The organism is Rhodopseudomonas parapalustris (assembly GCF_053772255.1).
Genome location: NZ_JAMKBZ010000037.1, coordinates 1 through 24986 on the forward strand (window position 1 = coordinate 1; position 24986 = coordinate 24986).

The 24986-nt window shown below is 65.7% G+C and carries 26 protein-coding genes; 14 read left to right on the forward strand and 12 right to left on the reverse strand.

Annotation, left to right across the window (positions count from 1 at the left end; genetic code table 11):
• The first annotated feature begins 175 nt into the window (after nucleotides 1–175).
• Nucleotides 176–388 carry a DUF2283 domain-containing protein gene (locus M9H71_RS22520; RefSeq protein ID WP_455407148.1) on the forward strand — a complete coding sequence of 71 codons (213 nt, stop codon included), beginning with the start codon at nucleotides 176–178 and terminating at the stop codon, nucleotides 386–388.
• Between the two features lie 11 nt (nucleotides 389–399).
• Here M9H71_RS22520 and M9H71_RS22525 read toward each other — a convergent pair whose 3' ends face one another.
• A complete protein-coding gene (locus M9H71_RS22525) occupies nucleotides 400–678 on the reverse strand; it encodes a DUF2442 domain-containing protein (RefSeq protein ID WP_455407110.1) in 279 nt (92 codons plus the stop codon).
• Nucleotides 665–937 (reverse strand): DUF4160 domain-containing protein, encoded by a 273-nt coding sequence (locus M9H71_RS22530; RefSeq protein ID WP_455407111.1) that lies wholly within the window; start codon nucleotides 935–937, stop codon nucleotides 665–667. The genes M9H71_RS22525 and M9H71_RS22530 overlap by 14 nt, the downstream gene beginning before the upstream one ends.
• 95 nt (nucleotides 938–1032) lie before the next feature.
• On the opposite strand from M9H71_RS22530, the gene M9H71_RS22535 reads away from it, so the two are divergent.
• The 6 genes from M9H71_RS22535 to M9H71_RS22560 all read left to right on the forward strand — a co-directional run bounded on the left by M9H71_RS22535 (nucleotide 1033) and on the right by M9H71_RS22560 (nucleotide 8390).
• A complete protein-coding gene (locus M9H71_RS22535; RefSeq protein WP_455407112.1) occupies nucleotides 1033–1284 on the forward strand; it encodes an antitoxin MazE-like protein in 252 nt (83 codons plus the stop codon).
• A 78-nt stretch (nucleotides 1285–1362) separates the two neighbouring features.
• On the forward strand, nucleotides 1363–2214 hold the full coding sequence (locus tag M9H71_RS22540) for an alpha/beta fold hydrolase (protein WP_455407113.1): 852 nt from the start codon (nucleotides 1363–1365) through the stop codon (nucleotides 2212–2214).
• A gap of 307 nt (nucleotides 2215–2521) precedes the next feature.
• The gene (gene aceK, locus M9H71_RS22545) at nucleotides 2522–4354 is read left to right on the forward strand and encodes a bifunctional isocitrate dehydrogenase kinase/phosphatase (protein ID WP_455407114.1); all 1833 of its coding nucleotides are present in this window, start codon (nucleotides 2522–2524) and stop codon (nucleotides 4352–4354) included.
• A gap of 88 nt (nucleotides 4355–4442) precedes the next feature.
• Nucleotides 4443–5186, forward strand: coding sequence for a sulfate transporter family protein (locus tag M9H71_RS22550; RefSeq protein WP_455407115.1), 744 nt, complete (start codon nucleotides 4443–4445; stop codon nucleotides 5184–5186).
• A 534-nt stretch (nucleotides 5187–5720) separates the two neighbouring features.
• On the forward strand, nucleotides 5721–6668 hold the full coding sequence (gene bchO / locus M9H71_RS22555) for an alpha/beta fold hydrolase BchO (protein ID WP_455407116.1): 948 nt from the start codon (nucleotides 5721–5723) through the stop codon (nucleotides 6666–6668).
• 114 nt (nucleotides 6669–6782) lie between these two features.
• Complete coding sequence (locus M9H71_RS22560) at nucleotides 6783–8390, forward strand: S10 family peptidase (protein ID WP_455407117.1); 1608 nt, start codon at nucleotides 6783–6785, stop codon at nucleotides 8388–8390.
• A 125-nt stretch (nucleotides 8391–8515) separates the two neighbouring features.
• Here M9H71_RS22560 and nth read toward each other — a convergent pair whose 3' ends face one another.
• A complete protein-coding gene (nth, locus tag M9H71_RS22565) occupies nucleotides 8516–9301 on the reverse strand; it encodes an endonuclease III (RefSeq protein ID WP_455407118.1) in 786 nt (261 codons plus the stop codon).
• A 22-nt stretch (nucleotides 9302–9323) separates the two neighbouring features.
• On the opposite strand from nth, the gene M9H71_RS22570 reads away from it, so the two are divergent.
• From M9H71_RS22570 to gpmI, 3 genes are all read left to right on the forward strand, one after another.
• Nucleotides 9324–9839 (forward strand): DUF2244 domain-containing protein, encoded by a 516-nt coding sequence (locus M9H71_RS22570; RefSeq protein WP_455407119.1) that lies wholly within the window; start codon nucleotides 9324–9326, stop codon nucleotides 9837–9839.
• A gap of 51 nt (nucleotides 9840–9890) precedes the next feature.
• A complete protein-coding gene (locus tag M9H71_RS22575) occupies nucleotides 9891–10787 on the forward strand; it encodes a methylated-DNA--[protein]-cysteine S-methyltransferase (RefSeq protein WP_455407149.1) in 897 nt (298 codons plus the stop codon).
• 91 nt (nucleotides 10788–10878) lie between these two features.
• Complete coding sequence (gpmI, locus tag M9H71_RS22580) at nucleotides 10879–12393, forward strand: 2,3-bisphosphoglycerate-independent phosphoglycerate mutase (protein WP_455407120.1); 1515 nt, start codon at nucleotides 10879–10881, stop codon at nucleotides 12391–12393.
• 79 nt (nucleotides 12394–12472) lie between these two features.
• On the opposite strand, the gene dapB is transcribed toward gpmI, so the two are convergent.
• From dapB to dnaK, 7 genes are all read right to left on the reverse strand, one after another.
• Nucleotides 12473–13288, reverse strand: coding sequence for a 4-hydroxy-tetrahydrodipicolinate reductase (gene dapB, locus M9H71_RS22585; RefSeq protein ID WP_455407121.1), 816 nt, complete (start codon nucleotides 13286–13288; stop codon nucleotides 12473–12475).
• A gap of 96 nt (nucleotides 13289–13384) precedes the next feature.
• Complete coding sequence (locus M9H71_RS22590) at nucleotides 13385–13693, reverse strand: DUF1330 domain-containing protein (RefSeq protein ID WP_012494076.1); 309 nt, start codon at nucleotides 13691–13693, stop codon at nucleotides 13385–13387.
• 25 nt (nucleotides 13694–13718) lie between these two features.
• Complete coding sequence (gene pyrF / locus M9H71_RS22595) at nucleotides 13719–14432, reverse strand: orotidine-5'-phosphate decarboxylase (protein WP_107342573.1); 714 nt, start codon at nucleotides 14430–14432, stop codon at nucleotides 13719–13721.
• 7 nt (nucleotides 14433–14439) lie between these two features.
• The gene (locus M9H71_RS22600; protein WP_455407122.1) at nucleotides 14440–15021 is read right to left on the reverse strand and encodes an NADPH-dependent FMN reductase; all 582 of its coding nucleotides are present in this window, start codon (nucleotides 15019–15021) and stop codon (nucleotides 14440–14442) included.
• Nucleotides 15022–15126: 105 nt separating this feature from the next.
• Entirely contained in the window at nucleotides 15127–15732 is a 606-nt protein-coding gene (locus tag M9H71_RS22605; protein WP_455407123.1) for a class I SAM-dependent methyltransferase, read from the reverse strand.
• A 93-nt stretch (nucleotides 15733–15825) separates the two neighbouring features.
• Nucleotides 15826–16965 carry a molecular chaperone DnaJ gene (gene dnaJ, locus M9H71_RS22610; RefSeq protein WP_455407124.1) on the reverse strand — a complete coding sequence of 380 codons (1140 nt, stop codon included), beginning with the start codon at nucleotides 16963–16965 and terminating at the stop codon, nucleotides 15826–15828.
• Between the two features lie 215 nt (nucleotides 16966–17180).
• On the reverse strand, nucleotides 17181–19076 hold the full coding sequence (gene dnaK, locus M9H71_RS22615) for a molecular chaperone DnaK (protein ID WP_455407125.1): 1896 nt from the start codon (nucleotides 19074–19076) through the stop codon (nucleotides 17181–17183).
• Nucleotides 19077–19406: 330 nt separating this feature from the next.
• Here dnaK and M9H71_RS22620 point away from each other — a divergent pair, with 330 nt between their 5' ends.
• Complete coding sequence (locus tag M9H71_RS22620; RefSeq protein WP_455407126.1) at nucleotides 19407–20348, forward strand: hypothetical protein; 942 nt, start codon at nucleotides 19407–19409, stop codon at nucleotides 20346–20348.
• Nucleotides 20349–20468: 120 nt separating this feature from the next.
• Here M9H71_RS22620 and grpE read toward each other — a convergent pair whose 3' ends face one another.
• A complete protein-coding gene (gene grpE / locus M9H71_RS22625) occupies nucleotides 20469–21086 on the reverse strand; it encodes a nucleotide exchange factor GrpE (protein WP_455407127.1) in 618 nt (205 codons plus the stop codon).
• A gap of 93 nt (nucleotides 21087–21179) precedes the next feature.
• Nucleotides 21180–22268, reverse strand: coding sequence for a heat-inducible transcriptional repressor HrcA (gene hrcA / locus M9H71_RS22630; RefSeq protein WP_455407128.1), 1089 nt, complete (start codon nucleotides 22266–22268; stop codon nucleotides 21180–21182).
• A gap of 150 nt (nucleotides 22269–22418) precedes the next feature.
• Between hrcA and rph the strand changes: the two genes are divergently transcribed.
• From rph to hemW, 3 genes are read left to right on the forward strand one after another with little or no spacing between them, the layout of a single operon-like run.
• On the forward strand, nucleotides 22419–23132 hold the full coding sequence (rph, locus tag M9H71_RS22635) for a ribonuclease PH (RefSeq protein WP_455407129.1): 714 nt from the start codon (nucleotides 22419–22421) through the stop codon (nucleotides 23130–23132).
• 51 nt (nucleotides 23133–23183) lie between these two features.
• Entirely contained in the window at nucleotides 23184–23816 is a 633-nt protein-coding gene (rdgB, locus tag M9H71_RS22640; RefSeq protein ID WP_455407130.1) for an RdgB/HAM1 family non-canonical purine NTP pyrophosphatase, read from the forward strand.
• A complete protein-coding gene (gene hemW, locus M9H71_RS22645; protein ID WP_455407131.1) occupies nucleotides 23806–24963 on the forward strand; it encodes a radical SAM family heme chaperone HemW in 1158 nt (385 codons plus the stop codon). The genes rdgB and hemW overlap by 11 nt, the downstream gene beginning before the upstream one ends.
• Nucleotides 24964–24986: the final 23 nt, after the last annotated feature.

Here is a 24986-nt window from a genome sequence, read left to right on the forward strand (position 1 = left end):
ATCCCAAAACGCAAGAAAACCACGGTCACCCCGCGGCTTTCCTGCAAAATCGAATACTTGCCAACAATCGATCAGCCAACAAAATCAACCGCTTCCAAATTGTTCACGGACGACTCAAGATCAAAGTTATAAATGTCCTGTTCGATAGTCGCGCGAGACGAAAGCCACGACCGATATCACCTACTATCCCGAGGCCGATGCGGTTTATATCAGGGTCGGAACAGGCGAAATCGAAAGCACCGAAGAAGCCGGCCCGTTCATCTACGATGTGGATCGTGATGGCCGCGTGCTCGGGATCGAGATACTGACCGCAAGCAAAACGCTTGCACGAGGGGATTGGCAGAATGCGCGCTTGCCAGGCAAGGCGCGCTTCAACGCTGCCGAGTAGCAATCCGCCTGCTACTCGGCCGCATCCCCGACCGGCCGTAACTCGCCGGCGGCTTTCATCTCGTCGTGCAGGGCGATCGGGTCCCAGTCATAGCCGTTCGGCCAGGTCGGCACGCCGTTCTCGACAAAAACGCGTTTGAAGTATGCGGGGTCCTTGAGCGGTTCCAGCATCGGCCCGTGCTCGCCGAGAATGAAACCGAGATCGCGCTCTCCGACGGTGTCATCGGAAAACTCGACTTTCAGCCGGTGACCATCAAGCGCTGTCGCGCGTCGCACCTTAATCAGCGTCATCGTCCGGACCCGCAATTCGCTCGAGCGTTTCGTGCCGTCGCGCCCGCTCCCAATTCGCAAGCAGCGCTGTGCGCCGCAGCGTTACCCATCGTCGCACGATCAGCATCGCCGTCGGCGGCAGTTTGCCTTGCAACAGACTGGCGTCCTCAATCGCCACCAACGCCTCATACCCTTGATAAATCACATGGACATGAGGCGGGTTATGATCGCGATAATACATCGCGATGGCAATTCCGAGAAAGTACGCGATCGTCGGCACGCCCGTCTCCAGTTCGGCAGTCCACGATAGCACGCAATAGACCGGACACGACAACTGACAGTTGAGTGCGACATCCAATCTGGTACGTTGCCGTCATGCCAACCGATCCCGATAAGCCCGCCTCCCAAGCGCCGGCTGCCCCCGCGGCGCCCCTAAGAGAGCGGGGCTTGCAGCCGATTGTGCGCAGCGCGGCGGACATGCGCGATCCCCAGTTTCTGGCCGATCTGAGCCGGGAAGCTGCGATGATGGCGCAGCATCCGGAGAACGATGCGATCGACGATTGGATCGAGGCGAATCGCGATCTCAGGGGCTGGGTGTGGGACGATGATCTCGACGAATCCCCTTAGCGCTTCACCTTAGCCGCAACGACGCTTCGCGCGGTTGCTGCTATCCGGCGACGAATCGACACTCGCATGGTGATTCGCATGGCAAAGCTCGCACGCTGGCTTACTCCAGGTATCTTCGCACTCCTGCTCTGCGTCACCTCGGCCCTCGCCGATCCCATCGCGCCGGCCGGCAAGGCGATCGGCCAGGACGGGGGCGGTCACACGATCTATCAGGTCGGCGCCAACGGCATTTCGATCGGCTACAAGCTGATCGGCCAGGGCGAGCCGATGGTGATGATCATGGGGCTCGGCGGCACCGCCGAGCATTGGCCGCCGCAGGTGGTCGAGGCGCTGTCGAAGACCCATCAGCTGATCCTGATGGACAATCGCGGCATGGGGCACTCGACCGCCAACGACACCACCTTCAGCTATCCGTTGTTCGCCGCCGACGTGATCGGCCTGCTCGACGCGCTCAAGGTCGAACGCAGCGACGTGCTCGGTTATTCGATGGGCAGCACCATCACCCAGGAACTGCTGCTGGAGTACCCCACTCGCTTCAACAAGGCGCTGATCCACGCCACCTCGACCGACGGCAGCAACGTCGCCAAAGCGCTGCACGGAAGGGTGCCGGCCGACCCGATCGTGGCGCGGCAGGTCGAAGCCACTACTCACTGGAAGACCCCGCTCGACAAGCTGCCGTCGATCCCCAATCAGGTGATGCTGGTGGTCGGCACTGCCGACGACGTGGTCGGCACCGACAGCTCGAAGACGATCGCCTCCGCGATTCCCGGAGCGTGGCTGGTCCAGTTCAAGGGCGCAACGCACCATCTGATGTACGAGACTCCCGAAGGCTTCTCAGCCGCCGCGCTGACGTTCTTCGAGACCAACGAAACCGTGACGCCGAAGGTCGAGCCGAACGCCTCCGTTGCTCCGCCACCCGCGCGGCCATGAGGGAAGCTGAGGCGAGGCGACGTTGTCATACCGGTCGTACCGGGTGACCTTGGAAAGCCCGACGAGGTCGCGCCGGACAGGCTGACACGGCGGTCGATCAGACCACTCGACCGCAAGCCTTCCCGCCCCGCCAGATTGTCGCACCCGCCTTTCGGTGGGGGGCGGTTTGCGTCAGATCACGCTTCGAGGGGGCAAAGCCTCCCATGATGGCGCAACTGCCCCCGGTGGTCGGTCGGCGGCCGGCTGAGTGGTCGGCGCTGACGGCCAGCCGGAGGCGCGACCTGACGAGATGCGCTGACCCGACGCAATGACCGCGACTCCCTCCCACCCCCGCGCCCGGCCGCTTGGCGCCGCCGAGATCGAGCACGCCACGCGGATCGCCGAGCCGGACTTCGATCTGCTCGACGCGCTGTATCGCACCGACGATGCCGACGATCAGGCCCATCTGCTGGCGCGCGTGGTGTTGTCGGCGTTCGATAATTATTACGCGGTGTCGCGGCGGATTCCGGCGCTGGCGCAGGCGGCGTTCGAGGCGCGCGACTGGCCGGTGACGGTGCGGCTGTCGAAGATCCGGATCGGGCTGTACACCGCCTGTATCGACCAGCTCGTGCCGCTGCTGAAGGCGGGGCTGCCGGAGCTGACTACCGACGAGCAGCTCTGGCCGGCCGCCGAGGCCGAGCTGCTGGCGGCGATCGAGGGGCGCTACGAGGCGGATTTTGCGTTCGCGTTCTGGCAATCGCTGCGCCGCAAGCTGGTCAACGACGAGTGGCGGCCGGTGTCCTACGACACCGGCACCACCACGCGGCGAACCACCTCGGCGGCGGCGGTGCTGAAGACGACGAGCACGACGCTACCGATCGGCCCAGAGGTGATCGCCACCATTCTCGACGACGCAGGCTTTGCAGCGCCGTGGCGCGACCGCGACGGCGACGCCGCGCTCGCCGCACAGGCGATCGAAGCGGCGCTGGAGCCGCTCGGCCCACGGCCCGGCGAGCCGGTGAAAATCGAAATCGCCGACTCCGGCTTCTTCCGCAACCGCGGCGCCTGCCTGGTCGGCCGGATCAAGCTGCGCGACCGCGGCGACATGCCGATGCGCAGCCTGCCGCTGCTGATCGCGCTGCTCAACGAGAAGGACGGGCTGGTCGTCGATGCGGTGCTGACCGACAGCGACGAGCTGCAATATGCGTTCTCCTCGACACTGGCGAACTACCACGCCACCAATCCGCGCTATCACGAGCTGGCCCGGCTGCTGTACGAGCTGATGCCGAAGCGGCCGCTCGGCACGCAATATTCCTGCATCGGCTTCCATCACCTCGGCAAGGTCGCGGTGATGACCGAGATCCTGGCCGAGCATCGCAAGACCAAGGAAAAGCTCGCCACCGCACCGGGCTTCAAGGGCACGGTGGCGATCGCCTTCACGATGCCGTCGTCGGCCTATGTGCTGAAGATCATCCGCGACCACCCGACCGACGATTACAAGTTCGATTACTTCGACGGCCTCGACGAGGTGCTGCGCAAATACAATCTGGTGCACGAGATCGACCGCGCCGGCTCGATGCTCGACAACATCATCTATTCCAACGTCAAGCTGGAGCGATCGATGTTCGCGCCGGACCTGCTCGACGAACTGCTGGAGGCAGGGATCGGCACGGTGACTCTGGATCGCGGCGCGCTGGTGTTTCGCCACCTGATCGTGCAGATCAAGCTGACGCCGCTGCCGCTGTATCTGGCAAACGCCTCCGCAGCGGAAGCGCGCGCCGCAGTGATCAATCTCGGCGACTGCATCAAGAACAACGCCGCGGCGGACATCTTCAACAAGGACCTCGACGGTCGCAATTACGGCGTCAGCCGCATCCGCAAAGTGTACCTGTTCGATTATGACGCGGTGGAGCCGCTGACCTCGGTCGCCGTGCGCCGCGACGGCGCCGTTCCAGGCGAGTTCGACAACGGCATGGTGTTCCGCCCCCCGGAGATGCTGGAAGGCCTGCGCATCGACGATCCCGGCCTGCGCCGCGCCTTCCGCGACGCCCACCCCGAGCTGATGCAGGCCGACTATTGGGAAGGCATGCAGCAGGCGCTCCGCGACGGCAAAGTGCCGAAGGTGCTGAATTATCCGGCGGCGCGGCGGCTGCGGCGCTGACGGCTCGCGTTCACGCGGCGCAGCCCTTGCCGAACATCGGCGCGCTGTCTACCTGTTCGGGGCTGTTTTTCCGGGACGAGGACGCACCATGCTCGACGCCGCCATCAAGGCGCTTACTCAAATCCTGTCGCCGCCGATGCGCTCGATCCTGTGGCGCTCGGTCGGCTTCGCGCTGGCGTTGATCGCGGTGGCGGCGATCGGATTGCAGCGGCTGCTGAGCTGGCTGGCGAGCTCGAGCGAGCTTTGGGCCGAAGCCACGCTCGGCGGATTCCATACCCCGCTGAACATCCTGTCGTGGATCGTCTCGATCGCCGCCGGCCTCGGCATCGTGGTCGGCGCGGTGTTTCTGATGCCGGCGGTGACCTCGCTGGTCGCCGGCATTTTCGTCGACGATGCCGCGGGGCACGTCGAGCGCGAATATTACCCGCACGAGGAGCCCGGCGTCGCGTTGCCGCTCGGGCTGGCGACTTGGGAAACGGCCAAGACCGCGCTGCTGACCATCCTGGTGTATCTGGTGGCGCTTCCGTTCCTGTTCGTCGCCGGCGCCGGCGCGATCGTGTTCTTCCTCGCCACCGCCTGGCTGCTCGGCCGGGAGTATTTCGAGCTGGCGGCGATGCGCTTCCGCCCCGCACCGGAAGCCAAGGCGATGCGCCGCGACAATGCGACGACGGTGTTCGTCGGCGGGCTGGTCATCGCCGCCTTCGTGTCGATCCCGATCGTCAATCTGGCGACGCCGCTGTTCGGCATGGCGTTCATGGTGCATCTGCACAAGCGGCTGTCGGGTTCGCGTCCGGAACTGATCGCGCCGGATCGCCGCAGCATGCTCCAGTGATCCTCCCAGGCGCGTCGGTCGGTCAGCCTTTCCGCGACGCGCCGAGCCTGCGGCGAACCGCCGACGACATCACCTGGACTGCACCACCGACGATCATCGCCAGAAGGCTGGCGAGGTGTGACATCTTCATGGCCGTCACTCCCTGAGCCGGATCACCCGCCCCAATCGACGAACGATCCGCGAAGATTCAATTTAGACTTGTTAGTTCTGTTCCACGTCTTTGCCGGAGTGTGGCAGCGAACGCGAGGCAGGCAAACAGAATTTGCGCGAATATCGATGCGTAGTAATGCCTGTCCGATTCGCCTGACAGCGTCATTCGTCAATCACGCCTCACAATCCGAGCGGCGAGGAAGCCATTCTGTCGCAAGCGATTGACGCTCGTTACGCCGAGCCGACCCTCCATGATGGCTCCCGCAGCGCCGACCTCCTCAACGTCGTGAATATTCACCCTCGTACGGGAACTGGGCTGCGCTTCTGTGTTTGACATCGAGCGTCGGCGATGTTGCCATCGCGACAGTTGCGGTACAGGCATCGATGCGACACATCAACAAACAACTAATCGATCCGTCTTCCCGTCGTCACGCCCCGCCAGACTGGGACGATGAAGGCCGCGACTGGCCAAACCGGCACAGCAGCGTGTTCATCGATTCCGGCCGCCTCAACTGGCATGTGCAGCAGATGGGCACGGGCCCGGTAATCGTCCTCGTTCACGGCACCGGCGCAGCAACGCATTCCTGGCGGCGGCTCGCGCCGTTACTTGCCGAGTCCTTCACCGTGGTCGCACCCGATCTGCCGGGCCACGGTTTCACCGATGCGCCCGAGCCGAGCCGGATGACGATGGAGGCGATGGCGCACGATCTCACTGCGCTGCTCCACGGCCTCGGGCATCGACCGGTGATGGTCGCAGGTCATTCCGCGGGCGCGGCGGTGTTGGCGCGAATGTGCCTCGACGGCGCGATCACGCCGGCGGCGCTCGTGAGCCTCAATGGCGCGCTGCTTCCGATCGGCGGTCGTGCGAGCCGCTGGATGCTGCCGCTGGCGCGCATGCTGGCGACGAGCGCGTTCGTGCCGCGACTGGTCGCTCGGTTCGCCCGCACCCAAGGCATGGTGGAGCGGATGCTCGCCGACACGGGGTCGACGCTGGAGCCGCACGGGGTCGAGCTCTACCGGCGACTGGTGAGCAGCCCGGGGCATATCGAATCGGCGATCCGGATGATGGCCGGTTGGCGGCTCGACCAGCTCGCCGGAGAGTTGCCGCATCTCGTGCCGCATCTGCTGCTGGTCGCCGGCAGCAACGACAAAACCATCGCCTGCAACGACGCCGACCGCGTGCGGCAGATGGTGCCCGGCTCTCGGCTCGCCTTGATGCCGGGGCTGGGCCATCTCGCGCATGAAGAACGTCCGGAAGAAGTCGCCGGCATGATGATCGAACTGGCCCGCGATCTCGGCCTGCTGCCGCGCGCCTTGGCCGCTGCGGAATAGGCAAATCGGCGCCCGATGCGGCGTCGCCAATCTGACGCAGTTCTGAGCTGTGATCGCCGGCGAGGACGAACGCCGCGCAACGCCTGAACTCGCGCGGCAAACCAGGAGAGACCGATGCTGCTGCTGCCCGCGCACGCCCGCCGCGCGATGATGACGTCCATGATGATCGCCGCGATCACCGTCGCGCCCACTCTTGGAAGCCACGCGATGGCGCAGGAGGCCAGCCGCGGCGCTTCGCATCCGGCCACGGCCGACAGCGCCAAGCCAGCCGCCACCAAGCTCAGCACTGATAAGCCGGCCGGCGAACAGGCCGACGATAAGTCGGCCTCGCCGCACGGGCATCTCGACCTCCGCAATCTGCCGGCCGACGTCACGACCCATCACACGTTGTCGCTTCCAGGCCGGAGCCTCGCTTTCGCCGCCACCGCCGGATCGATCCGTCTCTACAACGGCAAGGGCGAGCCGCAGGTCGATATCGCCGTCACCGCCTACAAGCTGGATGGTGCCGATCCTCGCACCCGGCCGGTGACGTTTCTGTTCAATGGCGGCCCCGGCGCATCCTCGGCGTGGCTGCAGCTCGGCGCCGCGGGACCATGGCGGCTGCCGATCGGCAGCAACGTGGTGGCGTCCTCGCCGCCGGTGCTGCAGGCGAACGCCGAGACCTGGCTCAACTTCACCGACCTGGTATTCATCGATCCGGTCGGCACCGGCTATAGCCGCTTCGTGGCCGGCGGCGACGAGGTGCGCAAGCAGTTCTATTCGGTCGATGGCGACGTCTCGGCGATGGCATTGGTGATCCGGCGGTGGCTGGAGAAGAACGACCGGCTCGCCTCGCCGAAGTACTTGGCGGGTGAAAGCTACGGCGGCATTCGCGGCCCGAAGGTCGTCGATAATCTGCAGACCAAGCAGGGCGTCGGCGTCAACGGCCTGATCCTGATGTCGCCCGTCCTCGACTTCCGCGATCTGTCGGGCTCCAGCCTGCTGCAATATGCGGCGCGGCTGCCTTCGATGACCGCGGTGGCGCGGCAGCAGAAGGGCAAGGTGACCCGTGCCGATCTCGCCGACGTCGAAAGCTACGCGCGTAGCGAATTCCTCACCGATCTGGTCAAAGGCGAGGCCGACAAGGAAGCCACCACACGGCTGGCCGACCGCGTCGCCGCGCTGACCGGGATCGACAAGACCGTGAGCCGGCGACTGGCCGGACGGATCGACACCCGCGAGTTCCAGCGCGAGTTCGATCGCGACCATGGCCGTGTCACCGGGCGTTTCGACGGCGCCAAACTGGGACTCGATCCATTCCCGGATTCCAGCGCCTCGCATTTCGGCGATCCGTCGGCGGATTCGCTGATCGCGCCGCTGACCAGCGCCGCCACGCAACTGACCCGCTCGACGCTCAACTGGAAACCCGACGGCTCCTACGAGCTGCTCAACGGCTCGGTCTCCGAACAATGGAATTTTGGCCGCGGCCTGCATCCGCTGGAATCGACCACCCAGCTTCGTGAGATCCTGAGCGTCGATCCGAACCTTCGCGTGCTGGTCACCGGCGGCCTGTTCGATCTCGCCGCGCCGTACTACGGCACGCAGATCGTGCTGGATCAGTTGCCGCCGACGCTGGCCGACAAGCGCGTGAAGTTCGTCGTCTATCCCGGCGGCCATATGTTCTACGCCGACGACGCCTCGCGGCAAGCGCTGCGCGATGAAGTCAAGGCGATGATGAAGTAGTTCGACGCGACCTCGTCATTGCGAGGAGCAAAGCGACGAAGCAATCCAGGTCACGCTCCGCGACCTCTGGATTGCTTCGCTGCGCTCGCAATGATGGACGGGCTTCGGACGTAGGACAGTCCGAACTAACTCACCGTCTTTTCCGGCCACCTGCACAGATCGTTGATCAGGCAGACCTCGCAACGCGGCTTGCGGGCCAGGCAGGTGTAGCGGCCGTGCAGGATCAGCCAGTGGTGGGCGTGCTGCATGAATTCGGCCGGGATCACCCGTTCGAGTTCGAGCTCGACGGCCAGCGGCGTCTCGCCCGGCGCCATGCCGGTGCGGTTGCCGACACGAAACACATGGGTGTCGACCGCCATCGTGGGCTGACCGAACGCCATGTTCAGCACCACGTTGGCAGTCTTTCGCCCGGCGCCGGGCAGCGTCTCGAGCGCCTCGCGGGTGTTCGGCACTTCGCCGCCAAAGTCGGTGATCAGCTTTTGCGACAGCGCAATCACGTTCTTGGCCTTGGTGCGAAACAGGCCGATGGTCTTGATGTACTCGCGCACCCGCTCCTCGCCGAGCGCCAGCATTTTCTGCGGCGTATCGGCGACTGCGAACAGCGGCCGCGTCGCTTTGTTGACGCCGGCGTCGGTCGCCTGGGCCGACAGCACCACCGCAACCAGCAGCGTGAACGGATTGAGATGTTCGAGCTCGCCCCTCGGCTCCGGGTTCGCTTTGGCGAAGCGGCTGAAAACCTCGTGCACCTCCGCCTCGCTCCAGCGCCGCGGAGACTTACCGCGGCGAGGCGCTGGCGGCTTGGCCGGCGCTGACTTCGGCTTAGCGGTCGCTCCGCGCTTGGCGGGTTTGGCGGGGGGCGTCGCAGGCGGCTTGGCGGCCGGCTTGGCTGGACGACGGGTGGTTTTCGGCATGGGTGAGGTATAATATTCCGCGATGGCAACAGACCTCGATCTTGGTCCGGATTCGAGAGAGCCGAAACTGTTTTCGGCGCGGCTGAAGCCGCATCGTGCCTTGAGCCACAACGGATTTCTGATCCTGATCGGGTTGGTCGGCACCGCCGGCTTCGCGGCCGGGCTGGCCTTCTGGACGATGGGGGCCTGGCCGGTGTTCGGGTTCTTCGGGCTGGACGTGCTGGGGCTCGCCATTGCGTTCAGGGTGAGCTTCGCCCGCGCCCGGGCCAGCGAGGAAATCTCGATGACCAGCAGCGAACTGCGGGTGCGGCGCACCTCGGCGCGCGGCGAGGTGGCCGAATGGGTGCTGAATCCGCTGTGGGTGCGGCTGGAGAGAATCGTCCACCACGAGGCCGGAATCGAGCGGCTGTATCTGGTCTCCTCGGGGCGGCGGCTGGCGATCGCCAGCTTCCTCGGCGCGGAGGAAAAAGCGAGTTTCGCCAATGCACTGCTGGCCGCGCTGGACGCCGCGCGGCGCGGTCCGCTGTACCAACCGTGACAAGCAGGAAATCGGGTGGCGGCGGGCGCCGCCGCGGGTAACATCGGCGGTATGATGAACCTCGCCATTGCCGACCACCAGCTCATCAAGCCCGGCGCCCGCGATTCCGCGCTGGCCGACTACGACTGCGTGCGGCGCGCCATCGCCTTCATCTCGCAGAAGTGGAAGGCGCAGCCGACCATCGAGGCGATCGCCGACGCCGCCGGCCTGACGCCCGACGAGCTGCACCATCTGTTCCGGCGCTGGGCCGGGCTGACGCCGAAGGCGTTCATGCAGGCGCTGACGCTCGACCACGCCAAATCATTGCTGCGCGATTCTGCCAGCGTGCTCGACGCCGCGCTGGAGTCCGGCCTGTCCGGGCCGGGCCGGCTGCACGACCTGTTCGTCACCCATGAGGCGATGTCGCCAGGCGAATGGAAGACCGGGGGCGTGGGGCTCAGCCTGCGCTACGGCTTTCACTCCTCGCCGTTCGGGACCGCCGTGATCATCGCGTCGGATCGGGGCCTCGCCGGTCTCGCCTTCGCCGATCCCGGCGAGGAGCAGGCCGCGCTGGTCGACCTGCAGCAGCGCTGGCCGCGCGCGGTGTGCGTGCAGGATCAGGACGCGACTGCGCCGCTGGCACGGCGGATCTTCGATCCGGCGCAGTGGCGCGCCGAGCAGCCGCTGCGGGTGGTGCTGATCGGCACCGATTTCGAAGTGCGGGTGTGGGAGACGCTGCTGAAGATCCCGCTCGGCAAGGCCGTTTGCTATTCGGACATCGCCGCCACCATCAGCCTGCCGAAAGCCTCGCGCGCGGTCGGCGCTGCGGTCGGCAAAAATCCGATCTCGTTCGTGGTGCCGTGCCACCGCGCGCTCGGCAAAAGCGGCGCGCTCACCGGCTATCATTGGGGCCTGACCCGCAAGCAGGCGATGATCGGCTGGGAAGCAGGACGGCTCGGGGCCGAGTGAACCGCAAGGTCGAACCGATTGACGGGGGCGGGTCGCGACCATAGGTGTGGGGAGCGCTCAGGCGCCCTCAACATCCAGGAAAGTCGTTGCCATGCAGTCCCGTCGCCCCGTTATGCTCGTGATTCTCGATGGCTGGGGGTGGCGCGAGGACCCGGCCGACAACGCCGTGCTGCAGGCCAAGACTCCGACCTTCGACGCGCTCTGGAGCAACGGTCCGCATGCGTTTCTCCGTACCTCCGGCAAATCGGTCGGACTGCCGAACGGCCAAATGGGCAACTCCGAGGTCGGCCATCTCAACATCGGTGCCGGCCGCGTGGTGATGCAGGATCTGCCGCGGATCAGCGACGCCATCGCCAGCGGCGAGATCGAGCGTGCGCCGGGTCTGGTGGCGTTCATCGAGAAATTGAAGGCCAGCGGCGGCACCTGTCATCTGATGGGCCTGGTGTCGCCCGGCGGCGTGCATTCGCACCAGGACCACGCATGCGCGCTTGCCAGGATCCTGACCAAGGCCGGCGTGCCGACGGTGCTGCATGCGTTCACCGACGGCCGCGACACGCCGCCGAAATCCGCGGTCGACGACATCGTGCGGCTCCGCGCCGACCTGCCGCCGAATGTGCCGATCGCCACCGTCAGCGGTCGCTATTATGCGATGGACCGCGACAACCGCTGGGAGCGCGTCTCCAAGGCCTATGGGGTGATCGCCGACGCCGACGGACCGCGGTTTGCGGACGCCAACGCGGTGATCGCCGACGGCTATGCGGCCGGCGTCAATGACGAATTCATCGTGCCCGCCGTCGTCGGGGACTATCAGGGCATGCGCGACGGCGATGGCGTGCTGTGCTTCAACTTCCGCGCCGACCGGGTGCGCGAGATCCTCGCCGCCTTGCTCGACCCCGCCTTCGCGGGCTTCCCGCGCAAAGAGGTAAAGCAGATCGCGGCGGCGGCCGGCATGACGCAGTACTCGACAGCGCTCGACGCGCTGATGGGCACGATCTTTCCGCCGCAAAGCCTGGTGAACGGGCTCGGACAGGTGGTCGCCGACGCTGGCCGGCATCAGCTTCGGATGGCGGAGACGGAGAAATATCCGCACGTCACGTACTTCCTGAATGGTGGCGAGGAAGTGCCTTATCCGGGCGAAGATCGCATCATGGTGCCATCGCCGAAGGTGGCGACCTACGATCTGCAGCCGGAAATGTCGGCGCCCGAACTCGGCGACAAGGCCGTCGCGGCGATCGAGTCCGGTAAGTACGACATGATCATCCTCAATTTCGCGAACCCCGACATGGTGGGCCACACCGGTAGCCTCCCGGCGGCCATCAAGGCGGTCGAGACCGTCGACACCCAGCTCGGCCGTATCGTCGCGGCGATCGGGAAGGCCGGCGGCGCGCTGCTGGTCACGGCCGACCACGGCAATTGCGAAATGATGCGAGATCCTGAGACCGGCGGACCGCATACCGCGCACACCACCAATCCGGTGCCGGTGCTGTTGTTCGGCAGCGATTCGCCGCTGTCCGACGGCCAGCTTTCCGACCTCGCGCCGACGCTGCTCAAGCTGATGGAGCTGCCGCAGCCGGCCGAGATGACCGGTAAATCGCTGATCGGTTAGTTTCTTCGAGTTTGGAAACGCACCGGGGCGGCCGAACGACCCGCCCCGGAAAGGCGTCACGCGCCGATCGACGCGGACATCAGATATCGCCGAGGCCGAGCACGTCGGCCATCGAATACAGACCGGGCTTCTGGCCCTTGGCCCAGCGCGCCGCCGTCAGTGCGCCGTGGGCGAAGATCATACGATCCTCGGCCTTGTGGGTGAGTTCGATCCGTTCCGAGGCGCCGGCGAAGATCACGGTGTGATCGCCTGTGACGGTGCCGCCGCGCAGGGATGCGAAACCGATGTCGCCGGGCTTGCGGGCACCGGTGAAACCGTCGCGGCCTCGGGCCGATCGGGTCGCGAGATCGATCTTGCGGCCGGCCGCCACCGCTTCGCCGAGCAGCAGCGCGGTGCCGGACGGTGCATCGACCTTGGCACGGTGATGCATCTCGACGATCTCGATATCGAAACTATCGTCGAGCGACTGCGCCACGCGTTTGGCGATCGCAGCCAGCAGATTCACACCGAGGCTCATGTTTCCCGACTTCACCACCACGGCGCGATTAGTGACGCTCTGGATCACCGCGTTGTCGGAGGCCGACAGCCCGGTGGTGCCGATGATGTGGGCGATGCCGCGCTGCGCCGCGATCGCCACGTTGGCAATCGTCGCCTGCGGCACGGTGAAATCGACGATGCCGTCGGCGTTGGCCGACAGCGACCACAGGTCGGCCGACAGCAGCACGCCATTGGCCGGCAATCCGGCGAGGGCACCGGCGTCCTTGCCGAGCAGCTCGGAATTCGGCGATTCCAACGCGCCGGTCAGCACCAACCCATCGGTTTCGCTGATGGCGCGGGTCAAAGCCCGGCCCATCCGGCCGCCAGCCCCGGCAACGATCAGGCGCATCTCGGACATCGGCTCAGCATCCTTTGTTGAACGCCCGCGGTATAGCCGCCGGCCCCGCGTCCGACAACTTACCGAGCGGCGGCCCGGTGGCGTTTGGCTCGCAGATCAGGACGGCTGCGGACCGTCGTAACCCTCGACGACCACCATCTCACCTTCGGAGAACGGCGCCCGCGCCTTGATCAACGCCTGATACTCCGGCGAATGGTAGCAGGCTAGCGCAGTCTCGTAGTCCTTGAACTCGATCACCACGTTACGCGATCGCGCCTGTCCCTCTTTGGCCTCGTAAGTGCCGCCGCGGGTCAGAAACTTGGCGCCGTATTTGGCGAACACCGCGCCGTTGTGGGCGACGTAGTCGCGCTTGTAGCCGTCGAGATCATGCACGTCGATCCGCCCTACCCAATAGCCCTTCGGCATCTCAAAGCTCTCCCTTTGCTGTTCGTTATGATCCGCGTGCGGCAGCGATCTCGGCAACGATCGCATCCGCAGCGGCCTTGGGATCTGGCGCGTCCAGTACCGGCCGGCCGACCACCAGATAGCTGGCCCCGGCCGCGATCGCCTTCGCGGGCGTCATGATCCGCTTCTGATCGCCGGCCGCAGCACCCGCGGGGCGAATGCCCGGCGTCACCAGATCCATCTCGGGTCCGACAATGCCGCGCAGATGCGCGGCTTCCTCCGGCGAACAGACCAGGCCGTCGACACCGATCGCCTGCGCCTGGCGGGCGCGCGCTTCGACCAGGTCGCGCACGCCGAACCGATAGCCCGCGTCAGCAAGGTCGCGATCGTCATAGGAGGTCAGCACCGTGACGGCGAGGATCTTGACCTTGGAGGAGCCGCGCGCTTCGACCGCGGCTTTCATCGTCTGCGGGTAGGCATGGACGGTGAGGAAAGAGGCGCCGAGATGGCTCAGGCTTTCGACGCCGCGGGCGACGGTGTTGCCGATGTCGTGCAGCTTGAGATCGACGAACACCTTCTTGCCGGCGCCGACCAAGGCGCGGGCCAGCGGCAGGCCGCCGGCATAAGCGAGCTGATAACCGATCTTGTAGAAACCGACGCTGTCGCCGAGCCGGTCGACCATCGCTTCGGCGACGCGGATATCCGGGAGATCGAGCGCGACGATCAGCCGGTCGCGGTCAGGGGTGTCGGCTGGCGCCATGGGCTCGTTACCTCATCATCTGCTGAGCGAAATCGATCAGTTGCCGCACGATTGCCTGCAGCGCGGCGATGTCGGCGGGATGCTTCAGCCGATCGTTGTCGTCATAGGCCTCGTGAGCGAACGACAGCGTGACCTGATTGGGAATCACCGGCGCGCGGCAGCCTGACAGGATCAGCCGGAGCGCGGCGAGACAGCGCGCGCCGCCGAGCTTGCCTTCGGAGGCCGCGGCGAGCGCGAACACGCGGTCGCGAAACACCTGGCCCTGAGTCTCGTGCGAATCTTCCACCCGCGACACCCAGTCGATCGCGTTCTTGAGCAGCGGCGGCGGTGCCGAATTGTATTCGGGACTGACGATCAGCACGCCATGATGGGCGCCGATCATCCGCTTCAGGCCGACGGCGTTCTTGGGCACGCCGGACTTCGCCTCAAGATCGGCGTCGTAGATCGGGAGCGCATAATCGGCGAGCGACAGCCAGGTGGTATCGATATCGGCGCGTGCGAATTCATGCGCCGCGGCGGCGGCCAGGCGCACATTGTGCGAGCCGGTGCGCAGCGAGCCGGGAATGATCAGGATCTTGACGGCGGACATGGCTCCGTATCCCCCAGCGTGCCGCCATGATCAAGGGCAGGCAGGGACGATCTGGGACTGGAGCTGGTCGCTGAAATTGGAAAGGGCGCGCTGACCGGCAGCGGATCAGCGCTTGCGATAGACCCAGACCCGTGCCGGCGGCACGTTCATCCAGATCCGCTCGGAGCCTTCGGCCGACACGCCAGAGAGCGATTTCGGGATCGGGGGGGCCACCGAATAGGTGAATTGCACGAACGGAGCCCCAGGTTCGAGCAAGTTGAACGCATCGCGGATCAGTTTCATCCGCGTCAGCATCGGCTTGGTCACCAGCGGCAGGCCGGAGACGACCGCGGTAGCCGGAACGTCGAGCGCGTCCCACAGCGAGTCGCGCAGCCGATAGGCGTCGCCCTGTACGACTTTCGCGAGCGGATAGCGCTCGCGTAGCAGGGCGCAGAAACCGGGATTGAACTCAAGCAGAACCAGACGCTTCTGATCGACGCCATGTTCGACCAGCGCATTGGTAATGGCGCCGGTTCCGGGCCCGAGCTCGATCACCGGACCATCGGATTGCACATCGACGTAACGCGCCATGGTGCGCGCGAGCAGCCGGCCCGAGGGCATCACAGCGCCCATGTGCAACGGCTTCTCAATCCAAGAGCGCAGAAAGCGAACCTCGTCGTCGAGTGGACGGGGAGGCTTCTTGAACGCGCGAACGGACGACTGCAAAGCCATTCAGCTACCAACCGGGGAAACGCGGCCCAGTGTCAAATTTTTGTTACATCCACAAGTATAGGCCGCACCCGGACTGGTCAAGTTAGACGACCGTCAGGGAGCGCTGGCGCGCGAGCCAAAGAACTCTTTGACCTTGGAGAAGAAACCCACTGCTTCGGGCTGAGTTTCACCCGATGACAATTTTTCGAACTCCGCCAACAGCTCCTGCTGTTTCTTGGTGAGATTCTGCGGCGTTTCGACGACCACCTGGACGTACATGTCGCCGACTTGCCGCGAGCGCAGCACTGGCATGCCCTTTCCGGTGATACGAAAACGACGCCCGGTCTGGGTGCCGGAAGGTACTTTGACCTTGGTCTTGCCGCGATCGATCGTCGGGACTTCGAATTCGCCGCCGAGCGCCGCGGTCACCATCGAGATCGGCACAAGGCAGTGCAGATCGGCGCCGTCGCGCTGGAAGATGGCGTGGTTGGCGAGCGAGAGGAAAATGTAGAGATCACCGGGCGGGCCGCCGCGCAGACCCGCTTCGCCTTCGCCGGCGAGCCGGATCCGGGTGCCGTCCTCGACGCCCTGCGGAATGTTGACCGACAGCGTCCGTTCCTTGGTGACCCGGCCGGAGCCGGTGCAGGACGGGCAGGGGTCCTCGATGGTCTGGCCGCGGCCCTGACAGCTCGGGCAGGTGCGCTCCAGCGTAAAGAAGCCCTGAGCCTGGCGGACACGGCCGGCGCCGCCGCAGGTCGAACAGGTCTTCGGCTTGGTGCCGGCCTTGGCGCCGGTGCCGGAGCAGGCTTCGCAGGTGACCGAGACCGGAATTTCGATCTGCGCGGTCTTGCCCTTGAAGGCGTCCTCCAGCGTGATTTCCATGTTGTAGCGCAGGTCGGCGCCGCGCTCGCGGCCGGTGCCGCGGCCGCGCTGCGACGCCATACCGAACAGGTCTTCGAAGATGTCCGAGAACGACGAGGCGAAGCCCGCCCCGAAACCTGCACCACCGCCGAAGCCGCCCTGTTCGAACGCGGCGTGACCGTAGCGGTCGTAGGCGGCGCGCTTATCGCTGTCCTTCAGGATCTCGTAGGCTTCGTTGATCTCTTTGAACTTGATCTCGCACTGCGGATCGCCCGGATTGCGGTCCGGGTGCCATTTCATTGCGAGCTTGCGGAACGCGCTCTTCAGCGTCGAATCGTCGGCGTTGCGCTCGACTTCGAGGGTTTCGTAGTAGCAACGCTTGGTGGTGGACATCCGTCAAACCTGCTGGAATTCGACCCGTTCAGCCTCGGGTCGTGCCGCTCTCACGCCGGTCGACAACGACTTCCGGCCTGAGCCCGACACGGCCGGCGGACGATCCGCAAGAGCGGGATCGTGCGCCTTACAAGACAACCCCCACCTGATGACCGCGGATGGCGTTCGTCAGATGGGGGCATGGTTCACGTCGCGAAGCCTCCGTCGGAGGTGACTTACGCCGACTTCTTCTTGTCGTCGTCGACTTCGGTGAATTCGGCGTCGACCACGTCGTCCTGACCGGGCTGCTGCGGCGCAGCGCCGCCTTCGGCCTGCTTGTACATCGCTTCGCCGAGCTTCATCGAAGCCTGCGCCAGCGTGTTGGTCTTGGCCTTGATCGCCTCGGCGTCGTCGCCCTTCAGCGCTTCGCGCAGATCGCTGAGCGCGTCTTCGATGCTGCGGCGTTCGCCTTCGTCGATCTTCGAGCCGTGCTCGGAGAGCGCCTTCTCGGTGGAGTGCACCAGCGCGTCGGCATGGTTCTTGGCGTCGACCGCCTCGCGGCGCTTCTTATCTTCGGCCGCGTTGGCTTCGGCGTCCTTGACCATCTTATCGATCTCGGAGTCGGACAGACCGCCCGAGGCCTGGATGCGGATCTGCTGCTCCTTGCCGGTCGCCTTGTCCTTGGCCGAGACGTTGACGATGCCGTTGGCGTCGATGTCGAACGTAACTTCGATCTGCGGCATGCCGCGCGGCGCCGGCGGAATGCCCATCAGGTCGAACTGACCGAGCATCTTGTTGTCGGCCGCCATTTCACGCTCGCCCTGGAAGACCCGGATGGTGACCGCGTTCTGATTGTCTTCAGCTGTCGAGAACACCTGGCTCTTCTTGGTCGGGATCGTGGTGTTGCGATCGATGATGCGGGTGAACACGCCGCCCAGCGTCTCGATGCCCAGCGACAGCGGAGTCACGTCGAGCAGCAGTACGTCCTTGACGTCGCCCTGCAGCACGCCGGCCTGAATTGCCGCGCCGATCGCCACGACCTCGTCCGGGTTGACGCCCTTGTGCGGCTCCTTGCCGAACAACTGCTTCACCACTTCCTGGACCTTCGGCATACGGGTCATGCCGCCGACCAGCACCACTTCGCTGATCTCACCGGCGGTCAGGCCGGCATCCTTCAGCGCCTTGCGGCACGGCTCGATCGTCCGCTGCACCAGATCGTCGACCAGCGCTTCGAACTTGGCGCGGGTCAGCTTCATGGTCAGATGCTTCGGACCGGACTGATCCGCGGTGATGAACGGCAGGTTGATCTCGGTCTGCGTGGTCGACGACAGCTCGATCTTGGCCTTTTCGGCGGCTTCCTTCAGCCGCTGCAGCGCGAGCTTGTCCTTGCGCAGGTCGATGCCCTGCTCCTTCTGGAATTCGTCGGCGAGGTAGTTGACCAGACGCATGTCGAAGTCTTCACCGCCGAGGAAGGTGTCGCCATTGGTCGACTTCACCTCGAACACGCCGTCGCCGATCTCCAGGATCGAGACGTCGAAGGTGCCGCCGCCGAGATCGTACACCGCGATGGTGCCGGTCTTCGCCTTGTCGAGGCCGTAGGCCAGCGCGGCCGCGGTCGGCTCGTTGATGATGCGCAGCACTTCGAGACCGGCGATCTTGCCGGCGTCCTTGGTGGCCTGGCGCTGGGCGTCGTTGAAGTACGCCGGAACGGTGATGACGGCCTGATCGACCTTGGCGCCGAGATGGGCTTCGGCGGTCTCCTTCATCTTCTGCAGAATGAAGGCCGAGACCTGCGAGGGCGAATAGGTCTTGCCGTCGGCTTCGACCCAGGCGTCGCCGTTGGAAGCCTTGACGATCTTGTAGGGAACGAGGCCCTTGTCCTTCTCGACCATGGGGTCGTCGTAGCGGCGGCCGATGAGGCGCTTCACCGCAAAGAAGGTGCGCTCGGGATTGGTGACGGCCTGACGCTTCGCCGGCTGGCCGACCAGACGCTCGCCATCGTCGGTGATCGCGACGATCGACGGGGTCGTGCGCATGCCCTCGGCGTTCTCGATGACCTTGGCAGACTTACCATCCATTACGGCGACGCACGAATTCGTGGTGCCGAGGTCGATACCAATGACCTTTCCCATGGTGCTCACTTCCTTCTTTTTGCGGCGAGTTGGACGGGCCCTGACGGCGCACCGGTCCAAACCCCCAAGAAAATTCAATTGCTCGCGATTTGGCGGCGGTGAGCCTGATATAGGAGGGGGGGTCGGGTCCGCAAGGACCGCGATAGCGTTTCGAGCACGAAAACACGGGGCTTTACGAATCGTTACGAAACGCCGGCAAGCGCTGCGGCGCAGCTTGCCGCGATGAGGTTGGCGGCGCATCATCGGCGCTGCCGGCCACCCGATCCGCGGCCGTCGTCCCACCGACGCCGACCAAACAACGGCCTCAATGCAGCCCCAGGACAACTCGCCATGAGACAGATAGCGCGCTTGTTTGCGATTGCCCTGCTGTCGGCCACCGCGACCAACGCGGTCGCCGCCGACGCGGTCTACCCACGCGGCATCCGGGTCGGCATCGTGCCGATGACCGGGCTGAGCCAGTCCACCTCGTTCCTCGGCTTCGAGTCGGCGGACCACGGCGTCAAGGTGCTGGTGTCCGAGCTGCCAGGGCCGGCTTTCGATCAGGTCGACGCCGCCTTCAAGGCCGCGCCCGAAGGGTCGCTCGGCAACGTCAAGCCCGAGAAGATCGAGACCACCGCCGGCAACGGCTATTTCACCGCCGAAGACGCCATGGTGGGGCCGGACAAGGTCCGCCGCTACTCGCTGATCGTGCCGGGCAGCAAGCTGTTTTCAGGCTACGTCGCCGTGCAGGTGCCGGCGGTCAAGGCCGAGACCTACTCGGACGAGGCGGTGAAAAAGATGCTGTCGTCGGTGTCGGTGCGGCAGCAAGTGCCGATCGACGAGCAGGTCGCTCAGATGCCGTTCAAGATCCAGGAGCTCGCCGGTTTCAAGACGGTGCGGACGCTGGCGCCCGGCGCAGCGCTGCTGCTGACCGACGGTAACGAGGAGGCGGTCGAAACCGGCCCGTTCATGGTGCTCGGGCTGATCGGCTCGGTGCCGGAGAAGACCGACGACCGCGCCCGCTTCGCCCAGCAGGCCGCGGAGGCGATTCCTGGGCTGCGCGAAACCAAGATCACGATGTCCGAGCCGATCCGGATCGATGGCTCGCAGGGATTCGAGACCCGGGTCAACGGGGTCAGCGGCAAGAACAACACCCCGGTCACGGTGGTGCAATGGCTGCGCTTCGGCGGCGCCAATGTGGCGATGCGGGTGATCGGCTCGTCGCCGAAAGACCAATGGGAAACCGCGTTTCCGCGCTTCCGCAAGGTCCGCGACGGTCTGCAGCCGCGCTGATCCACGCGAAACGACGCGCGCAACCGCGCGCCGTTTTGTCTCTCAGAGAATTTCTCTCAGGACAATTGTCGAGGCAGGCGAGTGGCGCGGCTTCGGCCCAAGCCGAAGCCGCGAGTCGGATCAGCCGGCCGTGTCGACGCCGCCATCGCTCGGCGCCGGCTTGGCACCGCCCTTGGCGACACCGACCAGCGCCGGGCGCAGCACGCGCTCGCCGATCGTGAAGCCGGCCTGAACCACCTGCACCACGGTGCCCGGCGGCACCGACGGGTCAGGCACTTCGTACATCGCCTGCTGGAAGTTCGGGTCGAACTTCTGACCCTTCGGATCGAACTTCTTGACGCCGTTCTTTTCCAGCGCGTTGAGCAGCGAACGCTCGGTCAGTTCGACGCCTTCGATCAGTCCCTTGAGTCCGGCATCGGCATTGGCGCGGGCTTCCGCCGGCACCGCGTCGAGGGCACGCTGCAGATTGTCGGCGATGTCCAGCACGTCGCGCGCGAACGCGGTCACCCCATAGGTGCGCGCATCGGCGACTTCCTTCTGAGTGCGCTTGCGCAGATTCTCCATCTCGGCCAGCGTGCGGAGCATCTTGTCGCGCGCATCCGCAGCCTCGCGCACCAGCGCCTCGTTCGATCCTTCTTCCGGGTCGTCCGGCATGATGTACGGCTTGGAAACGACCGGATCGGCGGTGGCCTGCGCCGTGTCCTGGTTGTTGTCCTTCGGTCCGTCAGTCTCGGTCATCACGCTACCTTCTTGAAAAATCGTTTGGATCGTTACGGAGGGGGTCGGCCGGGATATCGTGGTTTGCGGCGCGAAAATCAAGTTTCCGAAGAATCAGCCGCCGAGCATCCGGGTGACGATCCGCGCGGTGTAGTCGACCATCGGAATCACCCGCGCATAGTTCAGCCGTGTCGGCCCGATCACGCCGAGCACGCCGACGATGTGGCCGGCGCCGTCGCTGTAGGGCGCGATGATGGTCGACGAACCCGACAGCGAGAACAGCTTGTTCTCCGAGCCGATGAAGATTCGCACGCCGTCGGCGCTCTCGGCGCGGCCGAGCAGGTCGATCACTCCGCGCTTGGTCTCGAGTTCGTCGAACAGCAGCCGCACCCGTTCCAGATCGTCGAGGGCATGCAGGTCTTCGAGCAGATTGGCGTGGCCGCGCACGATCAACTGGCGATCCTCGGCGTCGCCGCCGGACCAGCTCGCGATCCCGGCCGCGACGATCTTCTGGGTGAGCTGATCGAGCTCGGCCTTGTTTTGGACCATCAGCGATTCGAGCTCGAGCCGCGCCTCGGCCAGCGTCCGGCCGCGAATCCGGGCGTTGAGATAGTTGGCGGCTTCGATCAGCGCCGAGGACGGCACGCCGGGGGGCAGTGTCAGCACCCGGTTCTCGACCTGGCCGTCTTCGGCCACCAGGATCACCAATGCGCGCTCCGGCTCCAGCCGGACGAATTCGATATGCTTCAGCCGGACATTGGCCTTCGCGGTCAGCACCACCGCGGCAGCCCGCGTCAGACCGGACAACCGGGTCAATGCCTCGCCGAGCGCCGCTTCGACCGATTGGGCGCGCCCGACCGAGGAGAGCTGCGCCTGAATCGACTGGCGCTCGGGCTCGGTCAGATCGCCGACCTGCATCAAGGCGTCGACGAAGAAGCGCAAGCCGAGTTCGGTCGGCAGCCGGCCGGCCGAGGTGTGCGGGGCATAGATCAGGCCGAGCTGTTCGAGGTCGGCCATCACATTGCGCACCGAGGCCGGCGACAGCGGGACCGAAATCAGACGGGAGATATTGCGTGAGCCCACCGGCTCCCCGGTCGCGAGGTAGCTTTCGACGATCTGACGAAAAATCTCCCGCGAACGCTCGTTGAGCTGGGCGAGCCCGGCATTGGGCGCAATCAGGCCGATGGGGTCGTGCTGAGCCAAACTGTCCTCCGTTGTCCCCTTAATCTGTCGCCGCTCGGGCCCGGTTACAAGCGGCGAGCGCAGAGTTACCGGCCGCAACCCTTGCCGCTGCGGCTGCGGCCCCCTAAAAGCACCGCAACGTTTGATTTCCCCCAATCGATGGAGGTCCCCATGCGGCCGAGCCGCCGTGCGCCCGACGAATTGCGCGCCGTGTCGCTGGAACGCGGCGTCGTCAAATATGCCGAGGGCTCCTGCCTGGTGAAGTTCGGCGACACCCATGTGCTGGTGACCGCGACGCTGGAAGAGCGCCTGCCGCCGTGGCTGAAGGGACAGGGCCGCGGCTGGGTGACGGCCGAGTACGGCATGCTGCCGCGCGCCACACTGGAGCGTACCCGGCGCGAGGCCTCGGCCGGCAAGCAGAACGGCCGCACCGTCGAAATTCAGCGCCTGATCGGCCGCTCGCTGCGCACCATCGTGGATCTCGAAGCGCTCGGCGAGCGCCAGATTACGGTCGATTGCGACGTGCTGCAGGCCGATGGCGGCACCCGCACCGCGTCGATCACCGGCGCCTGGGTCGCACTTGCGGACTGCCTGAACTGGATGAAGGCGCGCAACATGATCAAGGGCCAGGTGCTCCGCGACAACGTCGCGGCGATCTCCTGCGGCATCTACAACGGCACACCGGTGCTGGATCTCGACTATGCCGAAGATTCCGAGGCCGAGACCGACGCCAACTTCGTCATGACCGGCGACGGCCGGCTGGTCGAGGTGCAGGGCACCGCGGAACGCACGCCGTTCTCGCAGGACGAGTTCCTGAAGCTGATGGCGCTCGCCCAGAAGGGCGTCACACGGCTTGTGGACCTGCAGAAAATGGCGGTGGGGTGAGTCATTCCTGCCACCCCTTTGCAACACGAGCTGAGCTAGGCTGACATCGCCATGCATCGTCGAATCACCGGCAAGCTCGTGATCGCCACCCACAATCCCGGCAAACTGGCCGAGATGCGTGAGCTCTTGGCTCCTTACGGCATCGAGGCGATCTCCGCCGGCGAGCTCGGACTGGCCGAACCGGACGAGACCGGGGACAGCTTCCAGGCCAATGCCCGGATCAAGGCCGAAGCTGCCGCCAAGGCCGCGCAACTACCGGCGTTTGCAGACGATTCAGGGCTCGCGGTCGATGCACTCGACGGCGCTCCCGGGATCTATTCGGCGCGCTGGGCCGGGGACGCGAAGGATTTTGCCGGCGCGATGGCACGGATCGAGCGGCTGCTCCAGGAGCGCGGCGCGACAGCGCCGGAGCGGCGCACCGCGCATTTCGTCTCGGCACTGTGCGTCGCCTGGCCGGATGGGCACGTCGAAGAAGTCGAAGCCCGCGCCGACGGCACTTTGGTGTGGCCACCACGCGGCACGGCCGGATTCGGCTACGACCCGGTCTTCCTTCCCGACGGCCACAGCCGCACCTTCGGCGAGATGACCAGCGTCGAAAAACATGGCTTGCCGCCGCTCGGCCTCGGCCTGTCGCACCGCGCCAAGGCGTTCGTCAAACTGGCGGAGATCTGCCTTGCGGGCTAGCTCCGACCCAGCTTTCGGCGTCTATGTGCACTGGCCGTTTTGCCTGTCGAAGTGCCCGTATTGCGACTTCAACAGCCACGTCCGCCATGCCGCGATCGACGAGGAGCGCTTCGCCCGCGGCTTTGCGCGCGAAATCGCCACCACCGCAGAGCGGATCGGCCCGCGCCGGGTGAGCTCGATCTTCCTCGGCGGCGGCACGCCGTCGCTGATGCAGCCCTCGACCGTCGCGGCGATCCTCGATGCCATCGCCCGGCATTGGCACGTCGAACCGGACGCCGAAGTAACGCTCGAGGCCAACCCGACCAGCGTCGAAGCAACGCGGTTTCGCGGCTATCGCGCCGCTGGCGTCAACCGTGTCTCGCTCGGCGTGCAGGCGCTCGACGATGCGTCGCTGAAGGCGCTGGGCCGGCTGCATTCGGCAGAAGAGGCCTTGAAGGCGGTGGCGATCGCCAAATCGGCGTTCGACCGCTACTCGTTCGACCTGATCTATGCGCGGCCAGGACAAACCGCGGCGATGTGGGAGGCCGAGCTGCGCTACGCGATCGGCGAGGCCGCAGAGCATCTGTCGCTGTATCAGCTCACCATCGAGCCCGACACGCCGTTCTATTCCCTGCACAAGGCCGGCAAGCTGCCGACGCCGGACGAAGCCGAGGCGCGGACGCTGTACGATGTCACCCAATCGGTCTGCGCCGAGCTCGGCCTGCCCGCCTACGAGATCTCCAACCACGCCCGTCCGGGCGCGGAGTGCCGGCACAATCTGATCTACTGGCGCGGCCAGGAATATGCCGGGATCGGCCCCGGCGCCCACGGCCGGCTCGACATCGGCAATGTGCGCTACGCCACCGCGACCGAAAAGCGCCCCGAGAGCTGGCTGATGCGGGTCGAGGCCACCGGCCACGGCCTGATCGCCGACGAGCGCCTCACCAGCGAAGAACGCGCCGACGAATTCCTGCTGATGGGCTTGCGACTGGCCGAAGGCATCGACCCGCAGCGCTATCAATTGCTGTCCGGCCGCCCGCTCGACCCATCGCGGATCGCACTGCTGCGCGAGGAGGGGGCGATCGCGGTCGACGCTGACGGCCGCTTGCGCGTGACGCAAGAGGGTTTTCCGGTGCTCGACGCCGTCGTGGCCGATCTGGCTGCCTGACCAACGGCGCTGCCGGTCCCCAG